The sequence below is a fragment of the Microbacterium sp. NC79 genome, from assembly GCF_019061125.1.
Taxonomy (GTDB): Bacteria; Actinomycetota; Actinomycetes; order Actinomycetales; family Microbacteriaceae; genus Microbacterium.
On sequence record NZ_JAHQYI010000002.1, the window covers coordinates 1 to 22559 of the forward strand.

At 62.4% G+C, this 22559-nt stretch carries 18 protein-coding genes and 3 tRNA genes; 2 read left to right on the forward strand and 19 right to left on the reverse strand.

From position 1 onward, the window contains the following. The first annotated feature begins 448 nt into the window (after positions 1 to 448). Positions 449 to 1330, forward strand: coding sequence for an endo alpha-1,4 polygalactosaminidase (locus KTJ77_RS10195; protein ID WP_217338450.1), 882 nt, complete (start codon positions 449 to 451; stop codon positions 1328 to 1330). Here the strand turns inward: KTJ77_RS10195 and KTJ77_RS10200 are convergent. The 18 genes from KTJ77_RS10200 to KTJ77_RS10285 all read right to left on the reverse strand — a co-directional run bounded on the left by KTJ77_RS10200 (position 1327) and on the right by KTJ77_RS10285 (position 21185). Then, positions 1327 to 2259 (reverse strand): PfkB family carbohydrate kinase, encoded by a 933-nt coding sequence (locus KTJ77_RS10200; RefSeq protein WP_217338451.1) that lies wholly within the window; start codon positions 2257 to 2259, stop codon positions 1327 to 1329. The genes KTJ77_RS10195 and KTJ77_RS10200 overlap by 4 nt on opposite strands. Continuing rightward, the gene (locus KTJ77_RS10205; protein WP_217338452.1) at positions 2256 to 3263 is read right to left on the reverse strand and encodes an ADP-ribosylglycohydrolase family protein; all 1008 of its coding nucleotides are present in this window, start codon (positions 3261 to 3263) and stop codon (positions 2256 to 2258) included. The genes KTJ77_RS10200 and KTJ77_RS10205 overlap by 4 nt, the downstream gene beginning before the upstream one ends. Positions 3264 to 3328: 65 nt before the next feature. Beyond that, a tRNA-Met gene (locus tag KTJ77_RS10210) sits at positions 3329 to 3405 on the reverse strand. A 21-nt stretch (positions 3406 to 3426) separates the two neighbouring features. Beyond that, positions 3427 to 3498 (reverse strand) — tRNA-Thr (locus KTJ77_RS10215). A 60-nt stretch (positions 3499 to 3558) separates the two neighbouring features. After that, positions 3559 to 4845 carry a M23 family metallopeptidase gene (locus KTJ77_RS10220; RefSeq protein WP_367948903.1) on the reverse strand — a complete coding sequence of 429 codons (1287 nt, stop codon included), beginning with the start codon at positions 4843 to 4845 and terminating at the stop codon, positions 3559 to 3561. A 151-nt stretch (positions 4846 to 4996) separates the two neighbouring features. After that, positions 4997 to 5785 carry an inositol monophosphatase family protein gene (locus KTJ77_RS10225; RefSeq protein ID WP_217338453.1) on the reverse strand — a complete coding sequence of 263 codons (789 nt, stop codon included), beginning with the start codon at positions 5783 to 5785 and terminating at the stop codon, positions 4997 to 4999. Further along, entirely contained in the window at positions 5782 to 8151 is a 2370-nt protein-coding gene (locus tag KTJ77_RS10230) for a YhgE/Pip domain-containing protein (protein ID WP_217338454.1), read from the reverse strand. The genes KTJ77_RS10225 and KTJ77_RS10230 overlap by 4 nt, the downstream gene beginning before the upstream one ends. A 23-nt stretch (positions 8152 to 8174) precedes the next feature. Beyond that, positions 8175 to 8747 carry a TetR/AcrR family transcriptional regulator gene (locus KTJ77_RS10235; RefSeq protein WP_254367777.1) on the reverse strand — a complete coding sequence of 191 codons (573 nt, stop codon included), beginning with the start codon at positions 8745 to 8747 and terminating at the stop codon, positions 8175 to 8177. A 156-nt stretch (positions 8748 to 8903) separates the two neighbouring features. Beyond that, the gene (locus tag KTJ77_RS10240; protein WP_217338456.1) at positions 8904 to 10907 is read right to left on the reverse strand and encodes a BCCT family transporter; all 2004 of its coding nucleotides are present in this window, start codon (positions 10905 to 10907) and stop codon (positions 8904 to 8906) included. Between the two features lie 371 nt (positions 10908 to 11278). Continuing rightward, a tRNA-Tyr gene (locus tag KTJ77_RS10245) sits at positions 11279 to 11363 on the reverse strand. A 143-nt stretch (positions 11364 to 11506) separates the two neighbouring features. Continuing rightward, complete coding sequence (locus tag KTJ77_RS10250; RefSeq protein ID WP_217338457.1) at positions 11507 to 12412, reverse strand: PfkB family carbohydrate kinase; 906 nt, start codon at positions 12410 to 12412, stop codon at positions 11507 to 11509. Next, the gene (locus tag KTJ77_RS10255; RefSeq protein WP_217338458.1) at positions 12412 to 12891 is read right to left on the reverse strand and encodes an FBP domain-containing protein; all 480 of its coding nucleotides are present in this window, start codon (positions 12889 to 12891) and stop codon (positions 12412 to 12414) included. The genes KTJ77_RS10250 and KTJ77_RS10255 overlap by 1 nt, the downstream gene beginning before the upstream one ends. Positions 12892 to 12900: 9 nt before the next feature. Beyond that, a complete protein-coding gene (locus KTJ77_RS10260; RefSeq protein ID WP_217338459.1) occupies positions 12901 to 13815 on the reverse strand; it encodes a bile acid:sodium symporter family protein in 915 nt (304 codons plus the stop codon). 151 nt (positions 13816 to 13966) lie between these two features. Further along, the gene (locus KTJ77_RS10265; RefSeq protein ID WP_217338460.1) at positions 13967 to 15850 is read right to left on the reverse strand and encodes a glycoside hydrolase family 13 protein; all 1884 of its coding nucleotides are present in this window, start codon (positions 15848 to 15850) and stop codon (positions 13967 to 13969) included. A 57-nt stretch (positions 15851 to 15907) separates the two neighbouring features. Beyond that, positions 15908 to 17335 carry an alpha-amylase family protein gene (locus KTJ77_RS10270; RefSeq protein ID WP_217338461.1) on the reverse strand — a complete coding sequence of 476 codons (1428 nt, stop codon included), beginning with the start codon at positions 17333 to 17335 and terminating at the stop codon, positions 15908 to 15910. Between the two features lie 7 nt (positions 17336 to 17342). Continuing rightward, the gene (locus tag KTJ77_RS10275) at positions 17343 to 18251 is read right to left on the reverse strand and encodes a sugar ABC transporter permease (RefSeq protein ID WP_217338462.1); all 909 of its coding nucleotides are present in this window, start codon (positions 18249 to 18251) and stop codon (positions 17343 to 17345) included. Then, entirely contained in the window at positions 18251 to 19861 is a 1611-nt protein-coding gene (locus KTJ77_RS10280) for an ABC transporter permease subunit (protein ID WP_217338463.1), read from the reverse strand. Before KTJ77_RS10280 ends, KTJ77_RS10275 begins: the two co-directional genes overlap by 1 nt. 67 nt (positions 19862 to 19928) lie before the next feature. Next, positions 19929 to 21185, reverse strand: coding sequence for an extracellular solute-binding protein (locus KTJ77_RS10285; protein ID WP_217338464.1), 1257 nt, complete (start codon positions 21183 to 21185; stop codon positions 19929 to 19931). 230 nt (positions 21186 to 21415) lie between these two features. On the opposite strand from KTJ77_RS10285, the gene KTJ77_RS10290 reads away from it, so the two are divergent. Further along, positions 21416 to 21904, forward strand: coding sequence for a YajQ family cyclic di-GMP-binding protein (locus tag KTJ77_RS10290; RefSeq protein WP_217338465.1), 489 nt, complete (start codon positions 21416 to 21418; stop codon positions 21902 to 21904). A gap of 66 nt (positions 21905 to 21970) precedes the next feature. Here KTJ77_RS10290 and KTJ77_RS10295 read toward each other — a convergent pair whose 3' ends face one another. Next, positions 21971 to 22516 (reverse strand): MarR family winged helix-turn-helix transcriptional regulator, encoded by a 546-nt coding sequence (locus tag KTJ77_RS10295; RefSeq protein WP_217338466.1) that lies wholly within the window; start codon positions 22514 to 22516, stop codon positions 21971 to 21973. Positions 22517 to 22559: the final 43 nt, after the last annotated feature.

Consider the following 22559-nt stretch of genomic DNA (forward strand, 5'->3'; position numbering starts at 1 on the left):
CTCACCCAGCCGAAGCTAGACGAGGATAATTTGGCATTTGACAAGTGCACGCTGTTGAGTTCTCAAGGATCGGATGCTCCCCCACCAAACCATTCCTGGCCTGCCGAAGGGCAACTTCTCTATCTTACCTAGCCACTTCGTTCTGTCAAACCGACACGCGGTTTGTTTAGAACAGTTGGGGCTGGGTTTCCACTGTAGCTCATCCTTGCGGATCTTGCTAACCGGGATGTTCACCAGCTTGAGGGGAGCCAGGCCGTCTGGCCTTCCGCTCTACCCTGTGGGGCGAACAGGTAATAACTTACGCGGGTTCTGGGGGTCGGGCAAATCCAGCGCATATCTCGGGCGTGTCGTATGACCACTTCCGCGGAATCACGCTAATTTTTATCTTTTGGACGTTCTTCGCGTGACATCTGGCGTCGCGCAGAACCACGATCCGTACAGTAGGCACATGCATTCTGCAGCCGGCCGTCGCACGGCCCTGACCATCGTGGCCGCCATGATCTGTGTGTCCCCCATGTCAGCGTGCGCACCGATCTCCTCTTCCGGCTACGAGGTTCCGCCAGCGGCAGGCGCGCTGTCCTACCAACTGGGTGGTTCATACGCCCCGCCCGCCGGCACGGACATTGTGGTGCGTGATCGCACCGAGAGTCCGGCCTCCGGCGCGGTCTTCAACGTTTGCTACGTCAATGTCTTGCAGACGCAACCTGATGGTTCCGTACGCGACCCCGGCTCCTACGGCACGACCGCATGGTGGGGGGCGAATCACCCTTCGCTCCTGTTGCGTGACGGTGCCGGTGACCTCGTCATCGATGAGGAATGGGACGAGGCGCTCTTTGATGTGTCAACGGCCGCCAAGCGGGACGCGCTGTTCGATATTCAACGAAAGTGGATTGAGCAATGCGCCGAAGACGGCTTCGACGCGATCGAACCGGACAATATCGACAGCAACGAACGCTCTCACGGCCTGCTCACCCATGCTGACATCCGCGCGTACCTCGCTCTCGTCGTTACGCACGCTCACGACGCCGGCCTCGCTATCGGCCAAAAGAACGCTATCGACGCGGAAACCGGCTTCGGAGATGAGGGCGCCGTATTCGTGAACGGAACCGAGGGGTTCGACTTCGCGATTGTGGAAGAGTGCGGAGCCTTCGATGAATGCGCCGATTACGCCGCGATCTACCCCGAGCGTGTGTACGACATCGAGTATGACCGCGAGTCATTCGCATCGGCGTGCGAACACTACGGGGCGGAAATCTCGATCCAACTGCGCGATCTCGACCTCACCATGCCAGGCGACGCCAGTTACGTCGAGGAATGGTGTGAGCGCTAGCGGCTGACGCGCGTGAGTAAAGCGTCCAACTGAGCGCGCGTCGGTGCGGTCGCCGGGCCTTGCCGTGTGACGGAGTCGGCTGCCGCCACATTTGCGCGACGCAACGCCGTCGGCAAATCGAATCCCTCCGCCAAAGCCGCAGCCATGGTTCCGGTGTGTGTATCTCCGGCACCCGTGGTGTCAACGGCGACCACACGAGGCGCTGACACATGACCGTGCGCGCTGTTTGACCGCCACGTGCACCCGGCCGATCCCCGACGAATGACCGTTGCCGTTTCGGGCCTGAGGCGCAGCCGCTCACGCAGCGCGAAGTGCTGATCGGCCGGGACCACGCCAGGCGTCAACCTCTCGGCCTCCTGGTCATTGAGCGTCAGCACGTCGGTGCGGGAAAGGAGCGCGTTCCAGACCGACTCCGGAATCTCTGACACCAGCGGGCCCGGATCGAAAACGATCGTCGTCCCCAGCGGGAGTGACATGACCCACTCAGTCAGTGCGTCGCGCGAGCCTTCGTACACCGCGTCGTACCCGGAGACGCAAACGACATCGTCGGGTTTCGGGCGTACGGCGTCGAGGTGTTCTGGCGTGAGGCGCGATTCTGCACCGGGAGATGTGATGAATGTTCGCTCTGCGTTGGCATCGACAAGCGTGATGCACACCCCCGTATCGCCCGTCGCAGCGGTGCCTGGTACGCGGGAGATCCCTTCAGCGGCAAGAGCGGCTGAAGCCAGCTGCCCGTAGGGGCCGGTGCCGATCACGCCCGCATATACGACGTGGGCTCCGTGACGCGACGCCGCCGCGACCAGATTGAAGCCGCCACCGACGAGCGCGCGCAACGGCGAAGCCAGCACATCGCCGCCGGGAACAGGCACCGCCGGAACCGTCACCGTGAGATCGACGATGATGCTTCCGGTGCTGACAACTCGGCTCATGCTGCCGCCCGCAATGCGAGGAGTCCATCGACGAGCGAGTCGAGATCGAGCCCAGCGTTGACGGCAAGAAGTTGATCGCGGGCTTCGGCCGGGAAGCCACCGGAACCATGGTGGGCGCCGAGCATGGCACCGGTCATCGCCGCGATGGTGTCGCAGTCGCCGCCAATGCTCGCAGCTTCGCGAACCGCGCGCCACGCGTCGCCGCGGAAAAGCTGCGCGATGGCGATGGCGGCTGGCACCGACTCCTGGGTCGCAACACTCGTACCGACCAGGTCGGCGATCAGGTCGAGCGCCGTGTGCTCATCGTTTTCGTTGACGATATCGAGAGCCCACTGCACCCGAGCAAGCATGCTGGGCGCCGGAACGTAGTGGCCGCGCGTCTCACCGTCGGCGATCGCGTCGAAAGCGAGGTCAATGCTGTCGTGCCAGTCGTGCCCTGAAATGCCAGCGGACACGATCGCGGCAACGGCGGCGGCCCCGGCGATCGCCACACCGGTGTTGTGCGTCACAAAACTTGCCCCGACGACGGCATCAACAAGCGCTTCGACGTCGTGAGCGGGAGTCGCGATGCCGATCGGAGCAATGCGCATTGCCGCCCCGTTTGTGTCGCCCCATCGTCCCGAGTCGTGCGGCGAGGTTCCATTCGCCACCGCCGTGAGGGCGCGAATCGTTGAGGGTCCGAGGAGATCTTCGGAACCACGTGCTTGCATGCGCTGTTGCCACGCGAGAAAGCGCTCGGCGAGTTGGTGCGGATTGACGTGACCGCGGCCCTCGATGAGGAGCTCTGCGATCATCACCGCTTGATCGGTGTCATCTGTGACGCGGGCGGCGGCCATGCCGCGGCTGATCTCGTTGTCGGCGGGTGCCGGCTCGAATCCGCTCAGCACCCCGTAGCGCTCGCTGATGGCGACGCGCGAGAAGCACTGCGTGGGCATCCCCAACGCGTCACCGACGGCGAGCCCGATGAAGGCTCCGTATGCTCGGTCACGCAACGCTGCTGTCATGGCATCAGCGTAGCGCGGCGCTCTCATACCAAAAGCAAAAGGCCCCTTGCGGGACCTTTTGGTTTTGGTAGCAGGAGCGGGGCTTGAACCCGCGACCTCACGATTATGAGTCGTGCGCTCTAACCAGCTGAGCTACCCTGCCACAGTCATCCAGAGGATGCTGAGCCCCGAGTCAGGATTGAACTGACGACCCCTTCCTTACCATGGAAGTGCTCTGCCACTGAGCTATCGGGGCGTACCTGAGCGAATCAGGCAACTAGAAAATCGTAGCATCACTTTTGAGTGGTTTTGACCACTACCCAGCGTGCTCCTTCAACCACGGCATCGGGTCGATGGTGGAACCATTGACGATGAGTTCAAAGTGCAAGTGCGCGCCAAACGACCGGCCGGTGTTACCCGTCAAACCGATTGGGTCTCCGACCTTGACTTCTTGTCCTTCGACAACAGCAAGGGAGCCATACTGCATGTGCGAGTAGTGGCTCGTGATGACCGCGCCGTCGATCACATGATCGACATAAACGGTCACGCCATAATTGCCACCGTTCTCGGTTGCAATACGAACAACACCGTCGGCGATGCTCTGAATAGGAGCTCCTGCGCCGGGCGTGAAGTCGATTCCTTCGTGCAGACGACCATCGCGCATGCCGTATCCGTACGACATGTCAACGCCGACCGCGAACGGCCACTGGATCGCAGCGGTGCGGTCGTTGGTGAAGACGTTCGACGAGTAGGCAATGCCGGTTTCGTCAGCAATCTGTGCCGCGGTGACCTGTGAATAGTCGCTTTCGCGAGCAACCGTCGCGTTCTCTACTTCGCTTGAAGCAACGAAAGCTTGAATCTCAGATTCGTCAATCGGCGTCAGCGATGTGGTTGCGGCAGCAGCCTCAGGCGTCGAAGACGATGCACCCATGAACGGCATGCTCATCGAGAAGACGAAGGCGCCGATGACACCCATCACGCTGACCGAGAAACCGGCCGTTGCAATTTTGCGAAAGTTGGAGCGGGCCTTGCGAGGCGCGGAACCACGGACGTCGCTGAGCGGGTCATCTGCGGTGGGAACGATGGTGGGCTTTTCAACGACGTCGGTGAGGGCGATCTCACCGGTGAAGGCAAAGAGCCGAGCGGCATGTTCAAAGGCGTCGGCCTGATCGCTCGCCGCTTTGTCATTCGCATCGGTATCAGTGAGGCCAAACGCGGCGCCAGTGGGAGCATCGCCCTCGGGCTTTTCGTTCGCGAGCTTGTCACCGGCAGGCTGCTTCTTGGCAGCGGCCTCAGGCTCGGCGGTAGCTGCGGGCTCGGCGATAACTGCGGGCTCGGCGGTCGCAGCGGCCTCGGCGGTAGCGGAGGTAGCCTGCTCAACCGCGAGAGTAGCGGCCGCGGTTTCGCGAACGCGGGACCGACGGGTGGGTGCCGGAGCCACGGGCACGACGCTCGTTTCAGACACGTTGCCGAGCTCATTCGCCGTTTCACTCACGACGGCGGCGGTCGCCAAGGCTCGCATGGCACGACGCGTCAGAGGGGAGTTGGTGGTAGCCAAAGCCTCTGATGGCCGCACACCATCATGTGCGCGTGTGTCAGGCACGCGCTCAGCTTCATTCGTCAAAAGGGGGAGGACTTTCGGGTTTTCGCCATTCGGGTGGCGATGGGGGCTTGCACTCTCTCGGGGAGAAAGTAACGAATGGGTAAACACTACATGCGAGCGGCTGAGAACTCGATGGCAACGCCGACCTTTGTTAGGAATCTATCCGTTCAAGAATTTCACGCACAAGTTCTTTTGTACCGGCTACACACATCGGACGAGGTGAATCCAGCATCGTGCGGCGTACCTCTCCCCCGGCTTCCACAACAAGGAGAGCACCGGCAGCGTAGTCCCAGGGCTTGAGGCCTCGCTCAAAGTAACCATCGAGGCGTCCGGCTGCCACGAAAGCCAGATCGAGCGATGCGGCCCCCATTCGTCGCAGGTCGCGCGCGATCGGCATGATCTTTGCCACATTCGCCAGATCGCCCTCGTGCGTCGCGGGATCATAACCGAACCCAGAAGCAATCAGGGCGCCGGCAGGCCACGTCGTCGACACGCCTAAGCGCTGCTCCCCCAGCCACGAGCCCTCGCCGCGTGCGGCCGTGAAGGTTTCGCCCAGCGCCGGTGCCGCGACCACTCCGGCGAGCGCCGTCCACGATTCCAATGTGCTGCCACCGCTGACGGCGGCAATACTCACCGCGTACGACGGGATCCCGAACGAGTAGTTGACGGTTCCGTCGATCGGATCCACCACCCACGTGACATCCGTGGTTCCATTCGCATCTCCGGACTCCTCACCGATGAAACCATCACCGGGGCGTTCTGCTGCCAGACGGGTGCGAATGAGATCTTCGACTTCGCGGTCGGCTTCGGTGACGATGTCGGCCAGCACAGACTTGCTGGCCGCGACCGTCACTCCCTGCGCTCGGCGGTGAGCAGCCAACGCCGCCGCTTCTTCCGCAATGTCAACGGCAATGGCCAGCAAATCAGCTTCGGAGCTCATGCCTCCACGGTAGTGCGTGCCTGCACCGGTGCAACCGGCTCATCGTCGAGATTCTCCGGGTGTTCACTCGCGTCGGTTACCTCTGGTGCAGCGGCATCATCAGTTACCTCCGCGGCGGATTCATCGGAAGCAATGTCTTCTAGCGTGTCTGGGCTCGTGACGGCGGACCGCACCCGATGGGTGCGACGAGCCAGGAGCGCGGCGAGGGTCGTGACGAGCACGGCACCGAGCAACCACAGCGTGAGAACGCTGATGGCAGCGGCCACCCCGAGATCTCCGCCAGCAATCATGGAGCGCATCGCTTCCAGCGAGTGCGTCAGCGGAAGTGCGTTGTGGATGCTTTGGAAGAACGATGGCGCGGTCTGAATCGGGTAGGTGCCACCAGCGGCGGAAAGCTGCAGCACGATCATGACAAGTGCAAAGAATCGGCCGGGTGCGCCCAGCAACGCAATGAGGGCCTGGTTGATGGCGACGAACGTCAGGCTGGTCAGCAGGGCGATACCCCACAGACCCCACGGATTGACGACGTTGATACCGACCGGCCCCGTCAAAATCAACACGGCCAAGACGCTCTGCGCGACGGCCATCAGCGCGCCAGGCAGGTATGAACGCACGGCGGCGCCGATGGCGGTGCGCGCTGCGACGAGAGCACGTTTGTTCATCGCCGGGAACATCAGGTAGAACGCAAGCGCCCCGACCCACAGCGCAAGCGACAAGAAGTACGGCGCGAGTCCATGACCGTAGCCGGCCACTTCGTTGAGCCGCGAGGCGTCCGTCGTTATCGGGTCGCTGGCAACAGAGCTGAGTGCTTTCGCCTCGCTGTCTGTGTACGTCGGAACCTCGGCTGCGCCGTCGACGAGACCGTCGCGCAATTCTGTGGTTCCGTCGGTGAGCGCACCGAGACCGGTGGCGAGATCTGATGCGCCGGTGACAGCGCTCTGCGCACCGGTTTCCAGTGTCGTCGTGCCATCAGCGAGCGACGACGCGCCCGCGGAGAGCTGGCTCACCCCAGTGGCAAGCTCAGTGGCACCGGTGGATGCGGTCGTCATCGCGGAGACAAGGGTGGGGGCGGCATCAGCGAGCGCTTGCGTTCCCGCCGCCAGCGTGGTGGCGCCCGTACTCAGCGTGACGGCTGACGTCGCCGCGGTGCCCGCTCCGGTCTGCAGCTGCAGTGCACCGTCTGCCAGAGCGGCGAGCCCGGTGCCCTGTTCGGAGGATCCCACGAGTTGAGCGGCTCCGATCGCAAGCTGTTGCGCACTGGCATCGGCTGTCGCGAGTCCGTCGCTCAGGGTTTGTGCACCGGTGCTGAGCGCCTCAAGGGCAGCAAGTTTTTGTTCGTCAGTCAACATCGGCCAGGCCGCCGTGAGGTCATCGATCCCGGTTTTCAGGGCGGCAGCGCCGGTCACTGCCTGCGGGGTTTGTGCCGCAAACGCGGTGAGCCCGTCGCTCAGCTGCTGCGCGCTGTCGCGAGCGTTAGCGGAGCCCGTTGCCACCGTCGTGGTTCCGGTCGACAATGTGGCAAGGCCGGTCGACAATTGCGATGCTCCCGTCGCAATCGCGTCAGCGCCGGTATCAAGCTGTGTCGCTTGCGTCGGCAGATCGGCCGCATTGAGCACGAGGAGGGCGAGGCCCTGCGCCAGCGAGTCGGCGCCGGTTGATGCTTGTGCCGCCCCCGTCGCCAACGTTTGTGCTCCCGACTGCAATGTCGTGGTTCCGTTCGCCAAATCGGTCAACCCGACGACGAGAGTGCCCGCCCCGGTCTGCGCTTTGCTTGCGCCGTCAGTCAGCTCAGTCGCGCCGTCACGAGCATCGGCCATGCCCGCGTGAATATCGCTGAAGCCAAGGTAAATCTGCTCGAGGTACGTGGCACTCACTTCGCTGGCGAGGCTCTCGCGCACCGACGTCGCAATCGATGCGGCAATGGTTCCGCTGATCATGTTGGCGCCATCGTTGGTCTCGATCGTGATGGTGGCAACGGAGGCGTCGATGGGATCAGCCTCGGCAGGAGATGCGGCGTGCTGGGAGAAGTCTTCGGGAATCGTGAGGACAGCGAGCACGTCGCCGCGCCCGAGAGCCGCCGCTGCGTCGCTCTCGTCATACTCAACCCAGTTGAAGTTGTTTGACGCGGTGGAGTCAACCAACTCTGCGGTGACTTCTGCACCCAGATCAATCGTGCGATCGCCAGCAACCGCTGGGGTGTCGTTATTGACCACGGCTGCCGGCACCTGGTCGAGATTGTGCGTGGGGTCTTGATTCGACCACGTCAGGGCGCCGGCATAGATCAGCGGGATCGCGGCGATGGCTGCGATGACGATCGCCGTGCGGAGGCGGGAAATCAGGCGCGCGGAGGGGCGCTTTTTCGACATGAGTCGGCTTTCGATTGAGGGTGTCAGGCCGTGGCCGGGCGTGAGCTGAAGGAGAGAAAGACCGCGACGATACGTTCGGTCATGCGGGCGGGCGCCTCGGGCTCATCGCCATCAAGCCACCGGCCGATCAGGGCGAACAGACCGGCAGCGAGCACCAGGATGTGGTCAGGAATTTCTCCGGCTGGAAGGTCTCGGTACGGCGCCCCCAGGGGGGAGACGCGAATAATGCGCTCGGCGATAAAAGCCACGATGCGATCGCTGAGGCGGCGGGATCCAGCCTCGCGCAGCGCGGTCTGGTAAAACGCGTGGTGGTCGTGCAGGTGAGTGGTGAGAGCCATCCAGGTCGGGGTGACTTGCGCTTCACTCGCCTCGCCCACGCCAGGCATGGGAATGAGGTTCAGTTGCTGTTGCACACGAGCAAGGCCGGTCTCGGCGTATGCCGTCTGCAGATCGCCGAAGTGCTGGTAGAAGGTCGGGCGGCTAACACCGGCGCGGGTCACGGTGTCGGTGACGGTGGGGGCGACTCCCTGCTCCAGGAACTCGGCGATCGCGCGCATCAGTTGTTCGCGGGAGCGCACAGCGCGGGGGTCTTCCATCACATGCCTTCTTTACATCTGTAAGTTACTTACATATGTAATTTATTTGCCGTTCGGTCTCTGCGCAATGTGATGACGCGCTTTTCAGCGAATGCAAAGAAAAGCCGGAACCATGTTGCAGATCTCGCAGCACGGTTCCGGCAGATGTTTTGGTCGCTATGCCTTCGGCAACTCGCCATCCGTCGCCTCGGACTGAGGCGGTTCCGGAGCTTCGATCGCCTCGAGCGCCTCATGATCGGACGCCTCGATCGCCTCACGGTTAGCCTGCTCAATCGCCTCATGCTCGACGGCTTCGAGGGCGTCTTGCTCGGCCTTTTGCGCACGAATCACGTCGATCTGCCCGGTGCGGGCGTCGTCGTACCATTCGGTGAGTTCCGGATTTTCCGTGTCGAGCCACGCGCCAGCGCCCTCGTCTGGCGCCGTCGCGGAGGCCTCAAACACGAAGTCGTCACCGTGTTCTTCGATACCGCGCTTGATGCCCTCTTCGATCGCGACTTCAGCGAACTTGTTTCGCAGAATCAGCGGGTCAGTGGAGAGGTCACGCCACCACGCAAACATGATGCCGATGATCACGAACGCGAAGGGAAGCGCCGAGACGGTCACCAGGGCTTGAAGTGCGGTGAGTGCGTCGCGGCCACCGGCCAGCAGCAGCGTGGTGGCAATGGCCGACAGCGCGACACCCCACGTGATGGTGACCCACCGCGTCGGTTGCGGATTGCCGCTCTGGCTCATTTGACCCATCACGATTGAGGCCGAGTCGGCGCTAGTGACGAAGAAGATGACGACCGCGACCATCGCGATGACCGAGGTGATCAGCGGGATCGGCAGGTTGCCGAGCAGGCTGAACAGGATGTCTTGACTGTCATCAGCCTTCGACAGGCCTGCGCCATTCTCCTCCATGCGCATCGCCGTGCCGCCGAAAATACCGAACCAGATGAGGCAAACGATTGACGGAACGATCATCACGACGAACGTGAACTGGCGAATCGTGCGGCCGCGAGAAATCTTTGCGATGAACATGCCGACGAACGGCGTCCACGACACCCACCACGCCCAGTAGTAGGTGGTCCAGGTCTTCATGAATTCGGCGGTGTCGGGGCCATCGACGGGCGAGCGCTGCATCATCGTGGTGAGGTCGTTGAAGAACGCGACACCGGATGACGGAATGAAGTTCAGCAGGAACAGCGTCGGGCCTGCGATGAAAACGAAGGCGGCGAGCACGGCCACCATCAGCATGTTGATGTTGGAGAGCACGCGGATGCCGCGTTTGACTCCCGAGACCGCAGACAGAATGAAGGCGCACGTCAGCACCGCGATAATCGCGATGATGATGCTGTTGCCCACCGGGCCGATGCCGCCAACGATTTCGACGCCGCGTGCGATTTGCAATGCACCGATGCCGAGGGAAACGGCGGTACCGAACAGCGTCACGATGATCGCGAAGATATCGATCACCGCGCCGATCGGCCCCTTGGTTTTCTGGCTGAAGATGGGGTCGAAGATCGAAGAGATGAGAGGCGAACGAGCGCGACGGTAGGCAACGTAGGCGATGGCGCCACCGACGAGGGCGTAGTACGCCCAGGCCATCGGCCCCCAGTGGAACATCGTCTGGGCCATCGCATGGAGCATCGCGTCACGACTCTCCGCGTCGCCGGAAAAGCCCGAAGGCGGTGTCATGAAATAGACCAGCGGCTCGTAGGGTCCGTAGAAGAGCAGCCCAATGCCCATGCCTGCGGAGAACAGCATGGCAACCCAGGAGATGGTGGAGAATTCCGGCTTCTCGTCATCCGCACCGAGCACGATGCGGCCACGTTGGCCGATCGAGACAATGAGCATGAAGAAGAAAACGGCAATCGTCAGCAGGGAGAACAGCCACCCGAACCCGGAGGAGATTCCGTTGAGTGCGGTGGTTGCGAATGTGCCCATGCCGACGGTGTCGGTGAGACCCCACACAACGAAACCGACCGCGAAAGCGGCGGTAATGACGAACACCCACCAGTTCGTGCTGAACTTGCGGCCGGTGTCGTCCACACCGATTCCGGGGATCAGTGCGGGGTGCACGCCATAGGGCGTATTGACCTCATGGAAGATGCGCTTGGCAGCCGCTTTTGGCCGACCGCGCCGCGTAGACTCTGGCTCCGTGGACGATGGCGTTGTCATGATGTTGGCCCCCTATATGCAAGATTTTGCCCCATCAAGCCTAGAAAGTCTGCCTGCACCATGCGCTCCAGCATCATCCAGGTAAGTATGACAACGCGCGCGAGGTTAGCACGAAGGCGCAGCAGCCAAGGAAGAGCTGGGTAACAACGGCGAAAGCGCCGGATAAACGAAGAAGACCCTGACATGCGTCAGGGTCTTCTTCGTTTGGTGGCAAGTGAGGGTCCCCAGCACTCCTCCACACGCCATTGCATGGCGCGCGGAGCCTCTGTGCTGTGGGCCCATCGAACTACGCGGTGCTACGCACCGCTGTTCGAATCCCCAGCGCCGGATAAACGAAGAAGACCCTGACATGCGTCAGGGTCTTCTTCGTTTGGTGGCAAGTGAGGGATTCGAACCCCCGAATGCAATGCAGGCTGATTTACAGTCAGCTCCCTTTGGCCGCTTGGGTAACTTGCCAGGTGCACCCCCGTCCGACTTGTACAGCCGACCGGAGACGCGATTATTGATACTACCCTGCCAAAGCCTGAGGAAAAAATCGACCACGTTACCCGCGAGTGTCATCGATTCTCACCCGCGCACGATCACCGTTCCCTCGACGATTACGTCTCGATCTTGTCGTAACTTTCGCCAGGTTGAGCCGGTATTTGCAACAGTGCTCCTTCGTGGCGCACAGTGGCAGCTGCAACATCCATGGCACGCTCGAGACCGGCCGCCCAATCGATGGGCTCTGGCGCGGTCAGCACCCACGACACCATCGCCGCCAGCACCGCGTCCCCTGCCCCCATCGTGTCAACGACCTGCCCGGGCATGTGCGCGATGCCACGCTCAACCACGGCATCTGCGGTGTCGACACGTGCACCGCCGCGGCCACGGGTGGAGACCACCACGGGAATGCCGCGCTCACGCAACCAGCCGCGCACTGGTTCCACTCCGGATCCGTACAGCAGCTCGGTGTCGTCGTCGCCAACCTTCACGAGTTTTGCGCGGGCAAGGAGCCTGTCAAAGCCGCGCACAAACTCATCGAGGTCGCGCATCATTCCGGCTCGCGGGTTGGGGTCGATGAAGAGGTCAGCGTCGGAACCATCGAGTGCGGCGCGCAGACCGTCGACCTGCGCGGGATCGTCAAGGGCCATACAGCTCACCACCACGCCGCGTGCGGCGGCGATGGCCGCGCGCTCCGCATCGCCGAAGACGATCGAGCGCCGCCGTGAGGCGTTATTGAACGCGTATGTCGGCTCACCATTGACTCGTTCACTCACGGCCCGCGCGGTACCGAGTGGTGATCGGGTCGCGATCAGCGAGACCCCGAACGTCTGCAGGTAGGTGCGCACGCGGTCGCCGTCGGCGTCATCTCCGACCATGGCGATGAGCGCAACGGAATGCCCGAGTCGGGCAAGGCCCACGGCAACGTTCAGGGCAGCGCCGCCGACGAACTCACGCACGCTGCGCTCATCGCGCAGTTCATCGATGAGCGCATCTCCAATGACGATGACATCGGCGGTCATTACAGCACCTGCGCAACCAGATTCTCGGCGCGCATGCGGGTGGAGTCGATGCGGCGGTCGACACTCGCTCGCACTTCACCTGGAGCAAGCGGAGCCGCCAGCCGCACGTTATCGTGACACGACAAATCTGCGCACATCATGGTTCCGATACTGTCGCCACGCTCCCCCGCTTGCCCAGCCTTACGTGCAGTGAACATGGCAACTTGATCTCCCGGTTGCATCGTGTGGCAGATGTTGCAGAGGGCCGACCGCGCCCGTGAGTGACCGTCGGCGCGGCGCAATACGATGCCGGTTGCCTCCGCGCCCGTCTGCACAATGAGATATCCGCGGCCCGCGTGCCGCGGATCCGCCCACGCGTAGAAGTCTTGGTGATCCCAATCGGCAATATAGAAACCAATCGGCACGGTGAGGTGCTTCACTTCCTCTGCGGTGGCGTTGCGGAGCGCATGAGCGACGTCCGCTTCGGTCAAAGCCTGCATTCGCTGAGTCTATGAGGTGTACGGCGCATCGGCACCCTCCGTCACGGCCGTCGGCGCCTCAGCTACCGCCTCAGCGTTGCGATCGCGAATGACGAAGCCGAAAGCGAATGCGATGAAGAACATCAGCACGCCATAGACAGCGGCGGGGAGGCTGAGCTCCATCGAGCCCATCACGGTTTGCGCGATGACGATCGCGAGGGTGGCGTTGTGAATACCAATCTCAAACGACGCCGCGATCGACTGGCGTTTGCCGACGCGCGCCAGGCGCGGAACCAGATAGCCGACGGCGAGGCTGATGATGCAGAACACGATCGTGATTCCGGCGAGCGCGCCGACGTTGTCGACCAGCAGCTGCCAGTTACTGGCGACGGCGCCGGCAATCACAATGACCAGCACGAGCATCGAGACGATGCGCACGGCTCGGTCGGTGCGCTTCGCGAAGCCGGGAGCGAAGTGCCGCACGATCATGCCGAGCACCACGGGCAACAGCACAATGGCGAAGACTTCGATGACCTTCGACCACTGCATACCGAGCTGGTCGTCGAACGGCTGGAAGTACATGATGGCGAGATTTGTGATGAGCGGCAACGTCACAACGGCGATGACCGAGTTGACGGCCGTAAGCGAAATGTTCAGCGCCACGTCGCCGCGGAACAGGTGACTATAAAGGTTCGCCGTGGTTCCGCCAGGCGATGCCGCAAGCATCATCATGCCGACGGCCAACACGGGCGGCAGCTGAAACAACAGCACGAGCCCGAAACAGATCGCAGGCAGCAGAATGAGTTGGCACAGCAGCGCCAGGAAGACAGCTTTTGGCTGCTTCACGACGCGTGCAAAGTCGCGCGGTGTGAGGCTGAGGCCCAGGCCGAACATGATGATGCCGAGGGCGACGGGTAATCCGATGGTGGTCAACGCTGATCCCATGGCACACAGTGTGGCCGAGACCCGCGTGGAAGTCCATCAATTTTGTCGCGCCCCCACACGTGGGTTCACGCGAAACACAATTTGGTCGGCGAGAAACATGCGGCGCGGCAGTGTTTCGCCGACCAAATTGTGTTTCGCGGCGGAGAGAGGGTTAAGCGGTGCGCACGCCGGGGAGTGACCAGAGCGCGAACGCGGGGCCCTCGGCTTCCAGGAGAACGGAACCATCGGTTGCGGTGGCGAGGGTCACGTCGCCGAAGAGCGCCTGGGCGTGCGATGCACCGGGAAGGAGAACAGCGTCGAGCTCGACAGACAGGTCACCCCGGCTCGCCACGACGAGCATCGTCTCGGCGGCGCTCTCACGAACAAACACGAGCGCCTCATCGTCGACGTGCACGAACCGCATGCCGCCGGTCTGCAACGCCGGATGCGCGTGGCGGAGGGCAATCAGCTCGCGATACAGGGCGATGCGTTCGGCGATCGCGGGGTCAGACTCCGTTCCCCACGGAATCGGGGTGCGGCTGCTCTCGCCATCGGCACCGGTCAACGCGAACTCGTCGCCTGCGAATACCACCGGAACCCCGGGCACCGTGAGCGAGAGTCCCACCGCCAGCGGCATGGTTCCGTCAGCCGCATTCTGCTCAAAGCGGGCGGTGTCGTGGGTGTCGAGCGGCAGCATGTTGCCGAGGCGCACACGCCACGGGATGCCTGCGGTGAAGCGGGTCATCGCCGTGGCGACGTCGCGTGCCGTGTAGCGCGGAATGCCACCGATCGGCTGCGTGAAGAACCATGGCTCAGTGAGCTCTTCGCCGTCGTATGAGAGCCACGGCGTGCCGGCGGGGGCGCTCAGCCAGCCCCATACCGGGCGGGTGAACGACGGATACGTCATCGCGCCGTGCCAAGCGTCACCCTGCAGGTCGCTTGTCGCGTCGTTCGTGGATTCACCGAGCAAAATCGCATCCGGGTTCGTTGCCTGCACCGTGCGCAACAGGGTCTGTCGCACGTCGGCGTTAAGGTCAATGTCACCGTAGCGACCGGTCATGTTGGCAACGTCAACGCGCCAACCGTCGATGCCGAACGGCTGTTTCAGCCAGTGCGCGACGACCGAATCCTCGCCCTCGATGAAGCGTCGGCGCAGTTCCGTCGATGCCCAGTTGAACTTCGGCAGCGTCTGCGCGCCCATCCACGTCGCATATTCGGTGTTGTCGGCGTTGGTGAAGTAGTAAAAGTCGCTTTCCGGCGCATCCGGGTTGCCGTAGGCGGCGCGGAACCATTCGTGGCGGTCGCCTGAGTGGTTGCTGGTCAGGTCGCCAATGATGCGCATGCCGCGGGCGTGCACGGCATCAATGAGCCGCCGGTAGGCATCGTCGCCGCCGAGCAGCGGATCGACGGACAAGAAGCTGGACGCGTCGTATCGGTGGTTGGATGCCGCAGGAAATACCGGGGTCAGGTAGAGGAGCGTGACGCCGAGATTTTCGAGGTGATCAAGGTGCTCGATGATGCCGTCCAGGTCACCGCCATAGAACTGCTGCGAACGGCCGGGCAGCACCGGGTCGACAGGGGCATCCCAGGCCGCCGGGATGGCCCACTCCGGCGTCTCATGCGTGTCGGCCTGCGCCGAGCGCGCGAAGCGGTCCGGGAAGATTTGGTACATCACCGCTTGGTTCAGCCACGTGGGCGGAGCCGGCGTCGTGACGAACGCGAAGTCTTCTGCGTCGAGCGTCTCCCCCATGTGCATGCCCGACTGGTTGAGCGTCGTGACGGAACCGTCGACGTGAATAAAGAGGAAGCGGTAGCCGTGCCGCGGGTTCTCCACCACAATCTCGGCCTGCCACCAGTCCCAGCCGTCAGCACTCGAGATCAACGCGGCCTCGCTCCACCGCGGCTCGTGGTCGGGGTTAGATCGGGTGCGCACCGCGGCCAGCGGTCCATACCCCTGTGGCACGCGCACACGCACGTGCACGGTGTCGCCGAGCGTGGGCGCCTGCGTCGAAACGTAGAGATCGGAACCATCATGGTGGGGCAGCAGATTCGTCACGGTGCTCCTAACCTTTCGTCGTGCCCAGCGTAATGAGTGACAACGAGACCACGCCGCTCAACGGGCGACGGCCTCAACATGGATCGCGGAACTCTGGCCGGCAGCCAGAGTAAACGTGGCTGTGCCATTGTCCACGGTGACGGTAACAGCGCACTCCGGAACCAGGACATCGCAGTAGGTTGCGTCAGGCATCGTGGTGGGCAGGGTGAGCGTCGCCTCGGACTCGCCCTGGTTAACGGCGACAGCGCCCCTCCCCTCGCGTTCGAAGGCGTACGCGTCGTCCACCATCACTCCGGGAAGACGCGGCGCTTCTCCCACGGCGATCCGGAATGCCACCATGGGGGCAATCGCATCCCACACATGAATGCACGTGCGGTCGCCATCCGCAAAGTCCTGCGGACCATGCGCGCCCTCGGCGCAACCAACCGGTTCAATGGTTCCGCTCGCCGTTGTTTTTGCCCCCGCATCACGGTCAGAGAACGCGTAACCGGAGTAGACGACGGGAGTGCCGTAGTCATCAGCCAGCATCAGGACGTTCGCCATCGCATACGCGTCGCCGTCGCGGTAGGTGATTTGTGCTTCGCCGCGTTCGGTGTCGTGGTTGTCGACGAAGACGATGGCCTGATCAGACGGAACGTGCTGCGGGCGTTCGTTGCTCAGATCGGGTTCAGTAAAGCTGCCGGAGACAAACTGAATGCCCAGGTCGCGAGCGTAGGTGAACTCGAAGACGCTGCCCGCACCCAGGTATTCCTCGGGCAGGACGGGCTCGCCTGATCCGCGGATCACTTCGCTCATGATGGTGGTGTTTGCTGGCAGTTCGGCGACGATAGCTTCAACATCGGTCGCCGCAATGTGTTTGGCTGCATCAATGCGGAAGCCGTCGACACCCAGCGACAGCAGGTCGTTCAGGTAGGCCACGATCGTCGCGCGCACGTGCGGTGCAGAGGTGTCGAGGTCGGCGAGGTTGACGAGTTCGCACGTCTGTACCTGGGCGCGGTCGCGATAGTTGCGGATGTCGTTGTCGCCGGTGAGTCCGCAATCGTGGAAGTCAGCGGGTTCGTAAAGACCAGGGTACGAGTCGTGTTCGTAGGCGCTGCCAGCAAAGCCTGTGCCCGGCGCGCTCTGACCCGACATGTGGTTGATCACGGCATCGGCGATGATTCCGACACCGACCGCATCGCACCGCTTCACCATGTCGGCGAACTCATCGCGCGTACCGAGTCGGGAGTCGAGCTGATAGCTGACCGGCTGATACGACACCCACCATTCGTCGCCCGTGATGCTCTCCTGCGGCGGAGACGTCAGCACCCAGCCATAGCCGGCGGGGCCAAGGGTTGACTCGCACTCATCGGCGATGGCCGTCCACGGCATTTGAAAGAGTTGCACACCGACATCGCTGCGGGTCGTCTCGTCGGTCGATGAACATGCCGCTAATGACAGCGCTGCGAGAGCCAGAATGGCCCCCGCGGCGACAGTGCGCTTCATCGGATGCTTACTTGACCGCACCGGCGGTCAGACCACCGACGATGTACTTCTGCAGGAAGAGGAAGAGCGCGACAACGGGAAGAGCCGCCATCACGGCGCCGGCGGAGAACGCCGACCAGTCGGCATAGCGCGGGTTCGACACGAGCTGCGTGAGACCAACAGCGAGGGTCTGCGCCTCCTTGTCGGTCAGAATGACGGACGCCACCACAAACTCGTTGACGGTTGCGATGAAGCTGAGCAGGGCAACGACAGCGAGGATCGGAGCAACCAGACGCAGAATGATCGTAAAGAAGATGCGCGCGTGGCTGGCACCGTCAATCTTCGCCGCTTCGTCGATGTCTTTCGGCACCGTGTTGAAGAAGCCGTACATGAGGTACGTGTTCACGCCGAGGGCGCCACCGAGGTACACCAGGATCAGTCCGGCATGCGTGTTCAGGCCGATCGCGGGAAACCACTCACCGAGCGTCGACATCAGCAAGAAGATGGCGACGACGGCCAGAATCTGCGGGAACATCTGCACGATCACGATAGACATCAGCCCGACGCGACGCCCCTGGAACCGCATGCGTGAGAACGCGTAGGCAGCGAGGGCGCCGAGGAAGACCGTTGCGACGCTCGTAATGCCAGCGACAAGCAACGTGTTGCCAAACCACTGCATGAACGGAACCTGCGGGTCATTCAGAATGCGCAGATAGCTGTCGAGTCCGATCGTCGAGAACAGCGCGTTGGAGCCGGTGAGGGTGCCGTTCGGGTTCAGCGACGAAGAGATCACGAAGATGATCGGGAAGAGCGAGAAGATCACCATGACGACGCCGACGATGTGGCGCCACCCGGTCTCGGTAAACCAGCGACCGAACTTGAAGGGTCGCTTCGTCGGGATCGTGGAGATATCGGTGGGAACTGCTGTGGTGGACATTAGTTCAGCTCCTCCAGGCTCTTCGTGCGACGGAACGCAATGATCGAGATCACGGCGACGATGACGAAGATCAGAATCGAGTAGGCACTCGCAAGGCCGTAATCACGGGTCTGCCCGGTGAAGGCAACCTTGTAGACCATCGAGATCAGGATGTCCGTGAAGCCCACGGGGATCGGTGCCGCCGTATCGCGCGGGCCACCGTTGGTGAGCATGTAGATCACGTTGAAGTTGTTGAAGTTGAACGCGAACGACGCGATCAGCAGCGGCGCGACACTGACAAGCAACAGCGGCAGCTTGATCAGGCGGAAGATCGCCCAGGGCTTCGCGCCGTCCATCTTCGCCGCTTCCAGGGCATCCTCCGGGATGGACTGCAACGCGCCCATGCACACCAGGAACATGTACGGGAAGCCAAGCCACAGGTTCACGATCAGGATCGACACCTTAGCAAGCCACGGATCGGTCAGCCACGGTATATCCGCGCCGCCAAACAGGACTTCGTTAATGAATCCGAACGATTGGTTCATCATGCCCGCCCACACCAGCGCCGACAGGAACGACGGCACCGCGTACGGCAGAATCATGAGCGAGCGGTAGATCTTGCGACCCTTCATGCGCATGTCGTTGAACACGATCGCGAGGAAGAGGCCGAGGAAGAACGTGGTTGCCACCGACAGGATCGCGAAGGCGAAGGTCCACGCGGTGACGTACATCAGCGGCTGCGCGAGCCGCTGATCGGTGACGGCGCGAATGAAGTTATCGAAGCCAACGCCGACTGTCCAGCCAGGAACGAGAACGGAACCATCATCTGCCGTGAAGGATCCGGTTCCGTTGTCTGCGAAGACAATGCCATCCGCATTCGTCATCGTGTCAGCGACCGGGTCGTAGGTCAGGGTCGACGTGTAGAGGTACCCCTTGGAACCATCGGGGCTGCGCAGCGCGCCATCGTTCGGGTCATCAGAAAGCGGAATTGATAGTGCTTCGAGTTCGTCAGAACGGTTAACGACGTCGCCGAACTTCAGGCTCGTCCAGCCGTCGACGGCGACGGCCTTGCCATTCTCCATCGTCGCGCCTGAGACTTCCTCAAGACCGGTCTCATTGGTTCCGACCCACACATCGCCGTCTGGGTCGGTGACTAAAAGGCCCAATTCGCCCGCGCCACTCTCCACGACCGTGACGTCATAGGTGGCGGAGTCTTCGACGCGTTCCAACGACGTTGCCATCAGCGAGCTGATCGCCTGGTCTTTGTTGAGGCTGTGGCCGGTGCCCTGGTTGGTGAACGCAATGTAGCCGGTGTAACCGAGCACGAACACCTGGAAGATCAGGAGGAAGATAACGCCAGGAACGAGGTACTTGGCGGGCAGTTTGCCTCGGCTGAAGTAGATCCAGTTGACGAGGATCGTGACTGCGGCGACGAGGGTAGCAACGCCCCACTGCTGGTATCCGATGAGGACGATCAGCGCGTAAACCGCGATCGCGTCAACGATGCCGAGGAGCGCGAGCTTCGCGACGACGGCCCACATGCTGCCACTTGCGTGTTCCGCAATATGTGCGGCACGACGCTGCTGTTTGGTACGTCGAACCGGTGGCTCGACTGGCGCCTCCGTGGTCATCCGGCTGGCCCTTCCCCGTGCGAAAGAAAAGTGTGGGTGCGACGCGAGCGCCGCACCCACAGGTTAATTACTTGATGGCTGCTGCAACATCCGATACGAGCTTTGCCCATACCGTTGCGGGGTCGCCACCGTTGATGATTTCAGCCTGAGCGATACCCCAGTACTGCCACACGGCGCCCATAGCGGGAACAGCGGGCATCGGAACAGCGTCAGCACCAGCGGCTGCGAAGCCAGCGACGATCGGGTCAGCCGATGCTTCTTCTGCTGCTGCGGTCAGTGCAGGAAGAACGTTGCCTGCCTTGAACAGCTCGAGCTGAACGTCAGCGGTACCGATGTAGTTCACCAGGAAGTCGTTAGCGGCAACCTTGTTCTTCGACTCGCTCGAGACGAAGAAGCCCTTGACGCCAGCAAACGGCTGAGCCGGGTTCGCGGTCGGGCTGGGGATCGCGTCGACGGCAACGTTGATGCCAGCATCAACAGCTGCGCCCACGTTCCACGGGCCGGTCAGCCAGTACGCCGACTTGCCCGAGAGGAAGTTTTCCTTCGCGATGGCACCGTCGATGTCGGTGTTCAGCGCGCCGGTACCGTTCTTGCCCTGTGCCGACAGCCAGTTAGCGAACTCGGTGCCGCCAGCCGAGCCGAGCTCGAGCTTGGTCGGGTCGTAACCGCCCTCAGCGTCCAGGCCGAAGACCGGAGCGCCGAATGCCGTCTGGAACGGGTACAGGTGGTAGGGGTTACCCTCTGCGCCCTGCTCGACGACGAACGGCTGGGTCAGGCCAGCGGCCGTTCCCGTTGCGATCATGTCGTCGAACGAGGTTGCGGCGTTCGGAGCGATGTCAGCGTTACGCAGCAGAGCAATGTTCTCCACGGCGTACGGAAGCAGGTAGACGGTTCCGTCGTAGGTTGCTGCCTTCAGTGCGACATCGAGGTAGTCAGCTGCCGAGTCACCGAGCTCGAGGGGAGCCACGACACCGTTGGTGGCGAGCTCGCCAGCCCAGTCGTGCGCACCCATGGTGATGTCCGGACCCTTACCGGTCGGAACCTGCTGGATGAAGTCATCCTTGATCGTGTTGTTGTCACGACCAACGAGGTCGACCTTGATGCCGGTCTTCTCTTCGTATGCGTCAGCGGCACCCTGCAGCGCGTCGACGCGCTCAGCGTCAACCCACACAACGAGCGTGTTTTCGCTCGAGGAGCCTGCTTCCGTGGTCTCTCCCGGCTTCGCGGTGTCGGCGGGGTTCGCGGAACCGGAGCAGCCAGCCAGCAATGCGCTCGTTGCGAGCAGTGCGCCGAATGCAAGGGCGCCCTTCTTATTCACCATCATTGGTGTTGCCTCTCTACGTTGGTGGGCCCGGGGTGTCAGAGGCTAGTGCCGGCCGACGTTGCCCTGGCGATGTGTGATTGCAAGCGCTTACAGTATGCACACCCTTCGCCCGGATGCGCAACAGGAAAGAGCGCTAAATAATCAGGCTGTTTCCAGATTGTGATTGTGGAAACGCTTACAAGCGCGACGGCCTCAGGTGCATTCTTCTCCCACCCCGATAACATGTGGGTATGGCTGACTCCTCATTTGACATCGTCTCCAAGATCGACCGCCAAGAGGCAGACAACGCTCTGAACCAGGCGAAGAAGGAAGTCGAGCAGCGCTACGACTTCAAGGGCACCGATGCCGCGATCGACTGGAGCGGCGACTCGATCATCATTAAGGCAAACTCCGAAGAGCGCGCAAACGCCATCCTCGACGTTTTCCAGACCAAGCTCATCAAGCGCGGCATCTCGCTGAAGAGCCTCGACTCGGGTGAACCCCTCGCTTCCGGCAAGGAGGTGCGCATCACGTCGACCCTGAAGGAAGGCATCTCTCAGGAGAACGCCAAGAAGATCGGCAAGATCATTCGCGATGAGGGCCCCAAGGGCGTCAAGAGCCAGATCCAGGGCGACGAACTGCGTGTGAGCTCGAAGAGCCGCGACGACCTGCAGGAGGTGCAGCGCCTGCTCAAGGCAGCCGACCTCGACGTCGACCTGCAATACGTCAACTACCGCTAAGCGGAAGTATTTTACGAACGGCCCCGGCTTTGAATACCGGGGCCGATTGTCGTTTAGTGCGACTGCTTACGCTTCAGGCGCGTCGAGGTCGGCGGCCATGCCGCGAAGGAAGTCGATCACGACCTGGCGCTCGGCAGGAGTGAGGCGCATCACGGAGGGCACGCGCTTCGCGTGCTGGCGGCCGACTGACTGCATCGCGGCCTCGTGGGTTTCGGGCGTGATACTGATCGCGAGGGCACGGCGATCGGTGGGGTGCGCGGAGCGCGTGACGTGTCCACCGGCTTCGAGGCGGTCAAGAAGCTTGGTTGTCGACGCTGTTGAGATCCCCAAGTGCGCGGAGATGGAACCAGGGGTAGCGACCGTATCGGTGTGCAGGCATGCCGCGAGAAAGTGCAGTGCTCGCATGTCGGTGTCGTTGAGCTTCATGTACCGGCGCGACGCTTCGGAAATCCGCTGCTCAGCCGAGCGCAGCGCGCCGAGCGCCTGCATCACTTCACTGACCTGCGTGATGTCTTCGGCAGACATGGCGGAGCGGTCAACGAGTCGACCGTCAGGGTCGCTCGCATCGAGGCGATAAATGCTCGCTCCCGATACCCCTTCTTCCACTTCCATGGGTCTAGCTTATCCGTTCACTCGCGAATATTATTTCTTGCTA

Coding starts and splice junctions, on each gene's coding strand:
- KTJ77_RS10295 (WP_217338466.1), bottom strand. CDS start 22,516: ATGGAAGTGGAAGAAGGGGTATCGGGAGCGAGCATTTATCGCCTCGAT.
- KTJ77_RS10195 (WP_217338450.1), top strand. CDS start 449: ATGCATTCTGCAGCCGGCCGTCGCACGGCCCTGACCATCGTGGCCGCC.
- KTJ77_RS10205 (WP_217338452.1), bottom strand. CDS start 3,263: ATGACAGCAGCGTTGCGTGACCGAGCATACGGAGCCTTCATCGGGCTC.
- KTJ77_RS10250 (WP_217338457.1), bottom strand. CDS start 12,412: ATGACCGCCGATGTCATCGTCATTGGAGATGCGCTCATCGATGAACTG.
- KTJ77_RS10285 (WP_217338464.1), bottom strand. CDS start 21,185: ATGATGGTGAATAAGAAGGGCGCCCTTGCATTCGGCGCACTGCTCGCA.
- KTJ77_RS10260 (WP_217338459.1), bottom strand. CDS start 13,815: ATGGGATCAGCGTTGACCACCATCGGATTACCCGTCGCCCTCGGCATC.
- KTJ77_RS10225 (WP_217338453.1), bottom strand. CDS start 5,785: ATGAGCTCCGAAGCTGATTTGCTGGCCATTGCCGTTGACATTGCGGAA.
- KTJ77_RS10240 (WP_217338456.1), bottom strand. CDS start 10,907: ATGACAACGCCATCGTCCACGGAGCCAGAGTCTACGCGGCGCGGTCGG.
- KTJ77_RS10230 (WP_217338454.1), bottom strand. CDS start 8,151: ATGTCGAAAAAGCGCCCCTCCGCGCGCCTGATTTCCCGCCTCCGCACG.
- KTJ77_RS10270 (WP_217338461.1), bottom strand. CDS start 17,335: ATGAAGCGCACTGTCGCCGCGGGGGCCATTCTGGCTCTCGCAGCGCTG.
- KTJ77_RS10255 (WP_217338458.1), bottom strand. CDS start 12,891: ATGCAGGCTTTGACCGAAGCGGACGTCGCTCATGCGCTCCGCAACGCC.
- KTJ77_RS10290 (WP_217338465.1), top strand. CDS start 21,416: ATGGCTGACTCCTCATTTGACATCGTCTCCAAGATCGACCGCCAAGAG.
- KTJ77_RS10275 (WP_217338462.1), bottom strand. CDS start 18,251: ATGTCCACCACAGCAGTTCCCACCGATATCTCCACGATCCCGACGAAG.
- KTJ77_RS10200 (WP_217338451.1), bottom strand. CDS start 2,259: ATGAGCCGAGTTGTCAGCACCGGAAGCATCATCGTCGATCTCACGGTG.
- KTJ77_RS10235 (WP_254367777.1), bottom strand. CDS start 8,747: ATGGAAGACCCCCGCGCTGTGCGCTCCCGCGAACAACTGATGCGCGCG.
- KTJ77_RS10280 (WP_217338463.1), bottom strand. CDS start 19,861: ATGACCACGGAGGCGCCAGTCGAGCCACCGGTTCGACGTACCAAACAG.